Origin of the sequence: Brevundimonas phoenicis, from assembly GCF_047237745.1 — a bacterium.
GTDB lineage: Bacteria > Pseudomonadota > Alphaproteobacteria > Caulobacterales > Caulobacteraceae > Brevundimonas.
The window spans coordinates 505,494-515,000 of the sequence record NZ_JBDFLN010000001.1; the positions used below are offsets into that span (position 1 = coordinate 505,494).

Below are 9,507 nucleotides of genomic sequence, written 5' to 3' on the forward strand. Positions count from 1 at the left end.
GGCCATATAGCCGGTAAGGTTTATTGGAGTGCGACCAATTGGTCCTGTGCGACGTCCCCCGCCCGCGTAACGCCAACGCCACCCGCCAGGCCATCCTGGAGGCGGCGCGCGAACGCTTTTGCGCGGAAAGCTATGATGATGTCGGCATGCGCGACGTGGCGCGCGACGTCGGCGTCGATGCGGCGCTGATCAGCCGCTACTTCGGTTCGAAGGAAGATCTCTTCCTGTCCGTGCTGGACAGCTGCAAGAACGGACGCGACCTGATGGAGGGCGACCGCGCCGATTTCGGTCAGCGCCTGGCCACGGAAGTCGTCTTTGGCGAGGCGGCCCGTTGTGACGCCGATCCGACCGGCGAGAAGATGCGCGGCCTGCTGATCCTGTTGCGCTCGATCGGTTCAACCAAGGCGATGGACGTGGTGCAGCGCACGGCGAACAACCGCTTCTTTGATCCCCTGACCCAGTGGATCGGCGGCGAGGACGCGGCCGTGCGGGCGCGCCTGGCGTCCGGCCTGATCATGGGCATGGCCATCGGCCGTGAACTGTCGGACGGCTTCTCCGCCCTGACGGACGAGCAGCGGGACCGCCTGCGCGACCGCATGGCCAAGGCGCTTCAGGGTCTGATCGACGGCTGAATTGAAAAGAGGCGGACCGCAGCCCGCCTCTCGTCTCCTATTATAGATGTCGTCTAGGCCCAGTGCATCGGCACATGGCGCGCCGCCGCCCAGTGGATGGCGCGGATGGCGTCGACGATGGCGCGGGTGGCCGACACCGTGCCCAGCGGCCCGCCCAGGTCGGCGGTGACCGCGCCCGAGGCCAGGACGGCCGCGACCGCCGCCTCGATGGAGTCGGCCTCATCCTCCAGATCGAAGCTGTGGCGCAGCATCATGGCCGCCGACAGCACCATGCCGACCGGATTGGCCAGATCCTGTCCGGCGATGTCGGGCGCCGAGCCGTGGATCGGCTCGAACAGGCCGGGACCGTCCGCGCCCAGCGAGGCCGAAGGCAGCAGGCCGATGGAGCCGCCCAGCACCGAGATCTCGTCCGACAGGATGTCGCCGAACATGTTCTCGGTCAGGATGACGTCGTAGTCGCGCGGTTTGCGGATCAGATGCATGGCCATGGAGTCGACCAGGGCGTGTTCCAGGGTGATCTGCGGATATTCCTCGGCGTGGATGCGGGTCACGACCTCGCGCCACAGGCGGCTGGTCTCCATGACATTGGCCTTGTCGACCGACGTCACCTTGCCGCGGCGTTGCTGGGCGGCCTGGAAGGCGGCGCGGGCGACACGCTCGATCTCCTCGACTGTATAGACGCACAGGTCAGAGGCGCTGGTCTCGGTGCGGGTCTTCTGGCCGAAATAGACGCCGCTGGTCAGCTCGCGGAAGACGATCAGATCCACGCCCTCGACGATCTCCTTTTTCAACGGCGAGCGGTGGGCCAGGACGGGCGAGACCTGCAAGGGCCGCAGGTTGGCGTACAGGCCCATGGCCTTGCGGATAGCCAGCAGGCCCTGTTCCGGGCGGACCTCAGCGCCGTCCCATTTGGGCCCGCCGACCGCGCCCAGCAGGACGGCGTCGGAGGCCAGACAGGCGGCCTTGGTTTCTTCGGGCAGAGCCTCGCCGGTCGCGTCGATGGCGGCGCCGCCGATCAGGTGCTCGGCGAACTCGAAACGATGGCCGTAGATGTCGCCGATGCAGGTCAGCACCCGTTCGGCCGCCAGGGCGACCTCGGGACCGACGCCGTCTCCTGGCAGGACGACGATGTTGAAGGTGCGGGGGGCGGGGATGGTCATCGGGCGGTCTCCGGCTGGCGGGCGTCGTTCTTCAGGCGTTCGAAGGAGGTGATGTAGGGCAGCTTGGACTGAAGCCAGCCGAGGGTGTCGACGCCGTCGAGCAGGCACTGGCGGGCGAAGGCCTCGACCGTGAAGGGGACGGGGGCGACGTTGCCGCGACGGATTTCGCCGGCTTTCAGGTCGATGGTGACGGCCTGCTCCGGATGGGCGGCCAGGTCGTCCCAGGTCGCCTGATCGACGACGATGGGCAGCAGGCCGTTCTTCAGGGCGTTGGAGGTGAAGATGTCGGCGATTTCGGTCGAGATCACCGCCCGGAAGCCGTAGTCCAGTAAGGCCCACGGCGCGTGTTCGCGCGACGAGCCGCAGGCGAAGTTCGGCCCCGCCAGCAGGATGCGCTGTTCGGTCGGGTCGATGCGGTTCAGCACCGCCTCGGGCTTGGGCGAGCCGTCGGCCTCATAGCGCCAGTCGTGGAAGGCGTGGGCGCCCAGACCCTCTCGCGTCGTGGTGGTCAGGAAGCGCGCGGGGATGATCTGATCGGTGTCGATGTTGGCCTGGCTTAGGGTCAGGGTCTTCGACGTCAGAACCTTGAATGCATCAGACATGGTGTTTCTCCCCTACCGCCGCGCGCGCGGCGCTCGGTTGCTTGAGGAGGGGCTCCAGGAAGACGCGCGGGTCGGTCAGGACGCCGGCAACGGCGGTGGCGGCGGCGGTGGCGGGGCTGGCCAGGATGGTGCGGGCGCCCTTGCCCTGACGACCCTCGAAGTTGCGGTTGGAGGTCGAGACGGCCAGTTGGCCGGGAGCGACGAAATCGCCGTTCATGGCGATGCACATGGAGCAGCCGGGAATGCGCCATTCGGCCCCTGCCTCGGTGAAGACCTTGTCCAGACCTTCCGCCTCGGCGTCGCGGCGCACGGCCTCGGAGCCGGGGACGACCAGCATCCGCACGCCTGGCTGGACCTTGCGGCCGCGCAGGACGTCGGCGGCGGCGCGCAGGTCTGGCAGGCGGCCGTTGGTGCAGCTGCCGATGAAGACCACGTCGACCTTGTGGCCGGTGGTCGCCTCGCCCGCCGTGAAGCCCATGTAGGCGATGGCCTTGCGGTCTGAGTCCGAGCGCGGCTGCGGCACGGGCGCGCCGACGGGGGCGCCTGCATCGGGGGTGGTGCCCCAGGTGGCCATGGGGCGGATGGCGGCGCCGTTCAGCGTCACCTCCTTGTCGAAGACCGCGCCGGGGTCGGTGGCCAGGCTCAGCCAATCGGCGGCGGCGGCCTCATAGTCGGCGGGGACGTGGCGACGGCCGCGCAGCCAGTCGATGGTGACGTGATCAGGCGCGATCATGCCGGCGCGCGCGCCCGCCTCGATGGACATGTTGCACAGGGTCATGCGCCCTTCCATGTCCAGCGACCGCACCGCTTCGCCCGCATATTCGATGACGTAGCCGGCGCCGCCGCCGAAGCCGATGGCGGCGATGACGGCCAGCGCAACATCCTTGCCGGACACGCCGGGGCGCAGGCGCCCGTCGACGGTCACCCGCATGGCCTTGGCTCGGCGCTGCAGCAGGCACTGGGTCGCCAGCACATGGCCGACTTCCGAGGTGCCGATGCCGAAGGCCAGCGCCCCGAAGGCGCCGTGGGTGGCGGTATGGCTGTCGCCGCAGACGACGGTCATGCCCGGCTGGGTCAGGCCCAGCTCAGGCCCCATGACGTGGACGACGCCGCGCTGGTCCGAGCCCCAGCCCGCCAGTTTGACATTGTGACGGGCGCAGTTGGCCTCCAGCGTCTCGACCTGACGCCGCGCCTGTTCGGTGACGTAGGGACGTTTCCCATCCGGCCCGGCGGGCAGGGTGGGGGTCGAGTGGTCCAGTGTGGCGAAGGTGCGGTCGGGGCGGCGGACCTTCAGCCCGCGCGCCTCGATCTCGGAGAAGGCTTGGGGCGAGGTGACTTCGTGAACCAGATGCAGGTCCACATACATGACGCCCGGCGTCTCGGCGGTTTCCGGCACGACGACGTGCCGGTCCCACACCTTCTGATACAGGGTCTTAGGCTGGCTCATGCGCGCGCTCCTTCGCCGGGGCGGCGTTTTCAGCCTCGCCGATGGGCTCCAGCCAGCCGAAGCGGTCGGGCGTCGTGCCGTCGAACAGGCCGCGGAAGGCCTTGTTGACCGCCTTGGTGACCGGGCCGGGGCCGCCTGCGCGGGTCATGATGCCGTCGATGGAGCGGACGGGGGTGATCTCGGCCGCCGTGCCGGTCATGAAGACCTCGTCGGCGACATAGAGGGCTTCGCGCGGCAGCACCTGTTCGCGCGCCTCATAGCCCAGGCCGCGCGCCAACTTCATCACGCTGTCGCGGGTGATGCCCTGCAGGATGGAAGCGGCGGCCGGAGGCGTCATCAGCACCCCGTCCTTGACGATGAACAGGTTCTCGCCCGCGCCCTCGGACAGCAGGCCGTCGGCGCCCAGGGCGATGCCCTCGCCGAAGCCGCGCACGCGGGCCTCGCGTCCGATCAGATAGGAGGACAGATAGTTGCCGCCCGCCTTGGCGCCCGCCGGGACGGTGTTCGGCGCCACGCGGTTCCAGCTGGAGATGCAGGCGTCGACGCCCTTCTCCAGCGCTTCTTCGCCCAGATAGGCGCCCCAGGCGAAGGCGGAGATCATCACATCGCTGCGGATCGTCTCGGCCGAGGGGCTGACGCCCATGCCGCACTCGCCCAGGAAGGCCAGCGGCCGCAGATAGGCCGAGCGCAGGCCCTCGGTCCGCACCACGTCCTTGCAGGCCTGGACCAGCTCGTCCTCGGTGTAGGGCATGGGGAAGTGGTAGATGCGCGCGCTGTCGAACAGGCGGCGCACGTGGTCGGTCAGGCGGAAGCCGCACGGGCCGTTCGGCGTGTCATAGACGCGGATGCCCTCGAACACCGAGGTGCCATAGTGCAGGGCGTGGCTCATGACGTGAACCGTGGCCTTCTCCCACGCCGTCAGTTCGCCGTTGATCCAGATGTTCTTAGCCAGCGGTTGCATAGGTCGTATCCTGTGGTGCGGAGGCCGTGACGGCCGCGATGATGGCGGTCAGTTCCGCGTCATTGATTTCGCCGATCTGGTCGGCGCGTTGCTTGAAGCCGGCGAAGACGTCGGCCAGGCGCTGGCCTTCCAGCACATGGCCCAGAGCCTCGGCCCGCTTGCCGACCGCATGGCGGCCGGAATGCTTGCCCAGCACGAAGTAGCTGCCCTCGAAACCGACGTCCTCGGGACGCATGATCTCGTAGGTGCGGGCGTCGGCCATCATGCCGTGCTGGTGGATCCCGGCCTCGTGGGCGAAGGCGTTCAGGCCGACGATGGCCTTGTTGCGGGCGATGACCGTCTCGGTCACTTCGCGCAGGGTCTCGGAGGCGCGCACCAGATGGCGGCTCTCGGCGGCGACGGTCGCCCCATAGCGGTCCGCGCGGGTGCGCAGGGCCATGATGACCTCCTCGATGGAGGCGTTGCCGGCGCGTTCCCCGATGCCGTTGACAGCGCCTTCGATCTGACGGGCGCCGCCTTCGACGGCGGCCAGGGAGTTGGCGACCGCCAGGCCCAGGTCGTTGTGGGCATGGGACGAAAAGATGATGTCGGCGTGACGTGGGCGGATGATCCCGTCCAGATAGGCGAAGCGCTGACGCGATTCCTCGGGCGTGGCGTAGCCGACGGTGTCGGGCACGTTCAGCGTCTGGGCGCCTGCGTCGGCGGCGGCCATCAGGGCCTCGGCCAGGAACTCCGGCTCGGTGCGGAAGGCGTCCTCGGCCGAGAACTCCACGTCGTCGAACAGGGAGGCGGCGTACTCGACCGTGCGCGAGATGGTGGCCAGCACCTCATTGGTGCTCATGCGCAGCTTGGCCGAGCGGTGGATCGGGCTGGTGGCCAGGAAGACGTGGCAGCGACGATGCGATTTCGGCGCCGGAGCCAGGGCGCGGAAGGAGGCGTCGATATCCTTCTCGTTGGCGCGCGACAGGGAGGCGAAGACCGGGCCCTCGATCTCGCCCGCCACGCGGCGGATGCACTCCTCGTCGCCCGGAGAGGCGGCGGCGAAGCCGGCCTCGATCACGTCCACGCCCAGGTCGCGCAGGACATGGCCCATCTTCAGCTTGGCCTCGGCCGACATGGAGAAGCCGGGCGCCTGTTCGCCGTCGCGCAGGGTGGTGTCGAAGATGATGACGCGGTTGGGGTCGGACGCCGCAATTTCGGCGGTTCTGGATACGCGTTCTACTCGGGACATTACGCGGCCTCGGACTGGAAGGTTTGAGCCTGGATGCGCGCGACGCCGAACAGGCGGTCGATCTGGCGGCCCAGGTTGTCGATTGAGCGGGCGGCGTCGCGCCCGCGAACGGTCAGGGCGATGCGGCGCATCGCGCCCTCATCGGCCATGTTGATGCCGTCGATGTGGAAGCCGCGGCGCTCCACCAGGCCGATGAGACGCTGAAGCGAGCCGTCGGCCCGGTCGATCTGGATGTGAATGGTGTCGCTCATCTTCATGCGCCTTCCATCATTTCAGCGTTGCTCTTGCCCGGCGGCACCAGCGGCCAGACGTTTTCCTTGGGGTCGATGACGACGTGGGCCAGGCAGGCGCCCTTGGCGGCCAGCAGCCGGGCCAGACCGGCCTCGACCTGATCGCGGCGGTCGATGCGGAAGGCTTCGACGCCGAAGGCCTCGGCCACCTTCACGAAGTCCGGATTGTCGGACAGGTCGATCTCGGAATAGTTCTCTTCGAAGAACAGCTCCTGCCACTGGCGCACCAGACCCAGCGACGAGTTGTCCAGCAGGACGATCTTCAGCGGCACGCCGTAGCGGCGCAGGGTGGCCAGCTCCTGCACGTTCATCATGAAGCCGCCGTCGCCGGCGATGGTGACGACGACCGCCTCGGGGTCCGCCATCTGGGCGCCCAGACCGGCGGGCAGGCCGAAGCCCATGGCGCCCAGACCGCCCGAGGTGATGTGGGCTTCGGGCCGGGCGAAGCGGCAGTGCTGGGCGGCCCACATCTGATGCTGGCCGACGTCGCAGGCGGCGACGAAGCGGTCGCCGGCCATTTCGGACAACTGCTTCAGCAGGGCCGGGGCGTAGACGCTTTCGCCCGGCGCGTCATAGCGGGCGGCGTGACGCTCGGCCGCCGAGGCGCAGCGGATGACCCACGGGTCGATGGCCAGGGGCGCCGCTTTCATGCGCGCGGTCAGGGCCTCGATGGCCGGACGAATCTCGCCGCTGACGGCGACGTGGGTGTCGCGCAGCTTGCCGATTTCCGAGGCGTCGACGTCGAAGTGGACGACGCGGGCGTGGGGCGCGAACTCGGCCAGCTTGCCGGTGGCGCGGTCGTCGAAGCGGGCGCCCATGACGATCAGCAGGTCGGACGCCTGAACCGATTCATTGGCCGCGCGGGCGCCATGCATCCCCAGCATCCCCAGGAAGCCGGGGGCGTCGGTCGGCACTGTGCCCAGGGCGTTCAGGGTGGCGACGGCGGGGATGCCGGTGGTCTCGGCGAAGGCGCGCAGGGCTTCGGTCGCGCGACCGATCTTCACCCCGCCGCCGATGTAGATCAGCGGGCGCTGGGCGGCGCGGATGAAGCGCTCGGCCTCGGCGATGGCGTCGGGGTCGGCCTGCGTCGTCTCATTGGGAATGTTGAAGCCGAAGGGGGCGGCCGTTTCGGCGAACTGGACATCCTTGGGGAGGTCGACCAGTACCGGGCCGGGGCGGCCCGAGGCGGCGATGTGGAATGCCTGTTCGATGGCGGCCGGGATCTCGGCCGCGTCACGGACCAGGATGGAGTGTTTCACGATCGGCAGGGTGACGCCCAGGATGTCGATCTCCTGGAAGGCGTCGGTGCCCATGACCCCTTGGGAGACATTGCCGGTGATGCAGACCATCGGCGCCGAATCCATGATGGCGTTGGCGATGCCGGTGATCAGATTGGTGGCGCCGGGGCCTGAGGTCGCCATGCAGACGCCGACCCGGCCGCTCAGGCGCGCATAGGCGTCGGCGGCGAAGGCGGCGGCCTGTTCGTGGCGGACCAGGATGTGCTTCAGCGACGAGCCGGTCAGGGCGTCGTAGATCGGCATGATGGCGCCGCCGGGATAGCCGAACACGACCTCTACGCCCATCCGCTCCAGGCTAGAGACAAGCAGGCGCGCGCCGGTCATGACGGCCGGGGCGGGGGGTGTTTTCAGGGCGGGCGCGGCGGCGCTCATCGGATCAGTCTCTCTTTATATATAGAGGTTCAGGCGGCGGCCTGTTTGGCCGTCTGCAGCCAGGCCATGCGGTCGCGCAGACGGGCACCGACCTGTTCGATCTGGCTGGCGCGATCCTCGGTCAGCAGGGCCTCGTATTTCGGCTTGCCCGCCTCGTTCTCGGCGATCCATTCACGCGCGAACTGGCCGCTCTGGATCTCGTCCAGAATGGTCTTCATGCGGGCGCGGGTCTCGTCGGTGATGACGCGCGGGCCCGAGGCGACGGCGCCCCATTTGGCCGTTTCCGAGATGAAGTGGTGCATCTTGGAGATGCCGCCTTCGTAGAACAGGTCCACGATCAGCTTCAGCTCGTGCAGGCATTCGAAATAGGCGATCTCGGGCTGGTAGCCGGCCTCGACCAGGGTGTTGAAGCCCTGGATGACCAGTTCCTTGGCGCCGCCGCACAGGACGGCCTGTTCGCCGAACAGGTCGGTCTCGGTCTCTTCGCGGAACGAGGTCTCCAGCAGGCCGCCGGTCGCCCCGCCGATGCCCTTGGCGTAGCCCATGGCGCGATCGCGCGCCTTGCCGGTCGCGTCCTTTTCGATGGCGAACAGGGAGGGGACGCCGCGACCGCGCGCGAACTCACGACGGACCAGATCGCCCGGCCCCTTGGGCGCCACCAGAATGACGTCCATGTCGTCGCGCGGGGTGATGCGGCCGTAGATGATCGAGAAGCCGTGCGCGAACAGCAGGGCCGAACCGGGCTTGGCGTTCGGTTCGATGACGTCGCGATAGATCTCGTTCTGGATCATGTCGGGCGTCAGGATGGCGATGATGTCGGCGTCCTTGACCGCTTCGGCGGGCTCGGCGGTGGCCAGGCCGTCTTCGGTCGCGTGCTTCCAGCCCGTGCCGCCGTGGCGAACGCCGACGATCACGTCGTGACCCGAATCCTTCAGGTTCTGGGCGTGGGCGCGGCCCTGCGAGCCGTAGCCGATGACGGCGATGCGTTGCCCGGCGATGGCGCCCGGCTTGATGTCTTCATTGGTGTAGATGGTGATGGCCATGGGAGGACGTCCTTAAGAAGCGGCGGTTTCAGTGGAGCGGGCGGCCAGATCAGCGGGGATCTGGGCCGGCGGCGGATTGGGAATGGTCACGGCCCCTTGCGAGGCGGAGGCGACGGCGGCGCGGTATTTCGCGAAGACGCCTTGCGCCGGGCGGATCCGGTTGGGGGCGAAGTCCGCCCGGCGCGCCTCCAGATCGACGAGCACATCGATCCTTCGGTTGGTGACGTCGATGACGATCGGATCGCCATCGCGAATGAGAGCGATGGGGCCGCCCGCCGCCGCCTCGGGCGAGACGTGGCCGGCGACGAAGCCGTAGGAGGCGCCCGAGAAGCGGCCGTCGGTCAGCAGGGCGACGTTCTCGACCTTGCGGCCCTTCAGGGCGGCGGTGACCTGCAGCATCTCGCGCATGCCGGGCCCGCCCTTGGGGCCCTCGTAGCGGATGATGATGACGTCGCCTTCGCCGACCGAGCC

The 9,507-nt window shown here is 68.6% G+C and carries 10 protein-coding genes (1 of these 10 cut by a window edge); 1 reads left to right on the plus strand and 9 read right to left on the minus strand.

The annotated features are described in order from the left end of the window. The first annotated feature begins 38 nt into the window (after positions 1-38). A complete protein-coding gene (locus ABC419_RS02430) occupies positions 39-632 on the plus strand; it encodes a TetR/AcrR family transcriptional regulator (protein WP_200168355.1) in 594 nt (197 codons plus the stop codon). 53 nt (positions 633-685) lie between these two features. Here ABC419_RS02430 and leuB read toward each other — a convergent pair whose 3' ends face one another. The 9 genes in view from leuB to ilvD are tightly spaced (at most 29 nt apart) and all read right to left on the minus strand, a layout consistent with a single transcriptional unit that may run on beyond the window. Beyond that, positions 686-1,792: a 3-isopropylmalate dehydrogenase gene (gene leuB, locus ABC419_RS02435; RefSeq protein ID WP_412876475.1), complete on the minus strand. Its 1,107-nt coding sequence runs from the start codon at positions 1,790-1,792 to the stop codon at positions 686-688. Next, positions 1,789-2,394, minus strand: a complete 606-nt coding sequence (gene leuD / locus ABC419_RS02440; RefSeq protein ID WP_412876474.1) for a 3-isopropylmalate dehydratase small subunit — start codon at positions 2,392-2,394, stop codon at positions 1,789-1,791. The genes leuB and leuD overlap by 4 nt, the downstream gene beginning before the upstream one ends. Next, positions 2,387-3,841 carry a 3-isopropylmalate dehydratase large subunit gene (gene leuC, locus ABC419_RS02445; protein ID WP_412876473.1) on the minus strand — a complete coding sequence of 485 codons (1,455 nt, stop codon included), beginning with the start codon at positions 3,839-3,841 and terminating at the stop codon, positions 2,387-2,389. The genes leuD and leuC overlap by 8 nt, the downstream gene beginning before the upstream one ends. Beyond that, complete coding sequence (locus ABC419_RS02450) at positions 3,828-4,802, minus strand: branched-chain amino acid transaminase (RefSeq protein ID WP_412876472.1); 975 nt, start codon at positions 4,800-4,802, stop codon at positions 3,828-3,830. The genes leuC and ABC419_RS02450 overlap by 14 nt, the downstream gene beginning before the upstream one ends. Then, on the minus strand, positions 4,786-6,033 hold the full coding sequence (locus ABC419_RS02455) for a 2-isopropylmalate synthase (protein ID WP_412876471.1): 1,248 nt from the start codon (positions 6,031-6,033) through the stop codon (positions 4,786-4,788). The genes ABC419_RS02450 and ABC419_RS02455 overlap by 17 nt, the downstream gene beginning before the upstream one ends. Further along, complete coding sequence (locus ABC419_RS02460; protein WP_412876470.1) at positions 6,033-6,284, minus strand: ACT domain-containing protein; 252 nt, start codon at positions 6,282-6,284, stop codon at positions 6,033-6,035. Before ABC419_RS02460 ends, ABC419_RS02455 begins: the two co-directional genes overlap by 1 nt. A 2-nt stretch (positions 6,285-6,286) precedes the next feature. After that, a complete protein-coding gene (ilvG, locus tag ABC419_RS02465) occupies positions 6,287-7,993 on the minus strand; it encodes an acetolactate synthase 2 catalytic subunit (protein ID WP_412876469.1) in 1,707 nt (568 codons plus the stop codon). Between the two features lie 29 nt (positions 7,994-8,022). Then, positions 8,023-9,036 carry a ketol-acid reductoisomerase gene (gene ilvC, locus ABC419_RS02470; protein WP_346529695.1) on the minus strand — a complete coding sequence of 338 codons (1,014 nt, stop codon included), beginning with the start codon at positions 9,034-9,036 and terminating at the stop codon, positions 8,023-8,025. A 12-nt stretch (positions 9,037-9,048) separates the two neighbouring features. Beyond that, positions 9,049-9,507 carry the end of a dihydroxy-acid dehydratase gene (gene ilvD / locus ABC419_RS02475; RefSeq protein WP_412876468.1) on the minus strand. It continues 1,284 nt past the right edge of the window, so the window shows 459 of its 1,743 coding nt (coding positions 1,285-1,743); its start codon lies off the right edge, out of view; the stop codon is at positions 9,049-9,051.

Bases quoted from the DNA above. Each gene is read 5' to 3' on its own strand.
- ilvC (WP_346529695.1), bottom strand. From the start codon at position 9,036: ATGGCCATCACCATCTACACCAATGAAGACATCAAGCCGGGCGCCATC.
- leuB (WP_412876475.1), bottom strand. From the start codon at position 1,792: ATGACCATCCCCGCCCCCCGCACCTTCAACATCGTCGTCCTGCCAGGA.
- leuC (WP_412876473.1), bottom strand. From the start codon at position 3,841: ATGAGCCAGCCTAAGACCCTGTATCAGAAGGTGTGGGACCGGCACGTC.
- ABC419_RS02455 (WP_412876471.1), bottom strand. From the start codon at position 6,033: ATGTCCCGAGTAGAACGCGTATCCAGAACCGCCGAAATTGCGGCGTCC.
- ABC419_RS02460 (WP_412876470.1), bottom strand. From the start codon at position 6,284: ATGAGCGACACCATTCACATCCAGATCGACCGGGCCGACGGCTCGCTT.
- leuD (WP_412876474.1), bottom strand. From the start codon at position 2,394: ATGTCTGATGCATTCAAGGTTCTGACGTCGAAGACCCTGACCCTAAGC.
- ilvG (WP_412876469.1), bottom strand. From the start codon at position 7,993: ATGAGCGCCGCCGCGCCCGCCCTGAAAACACCCCCCGCCCCGGCCGTC.
- ABC419_RS02450 (WP_412876472.1), bottom strand. From the start codon at position 4,802: ATGCAACCGCTGGCTAAGAACATCTGGATCAACGGCGAACTGACGGCG.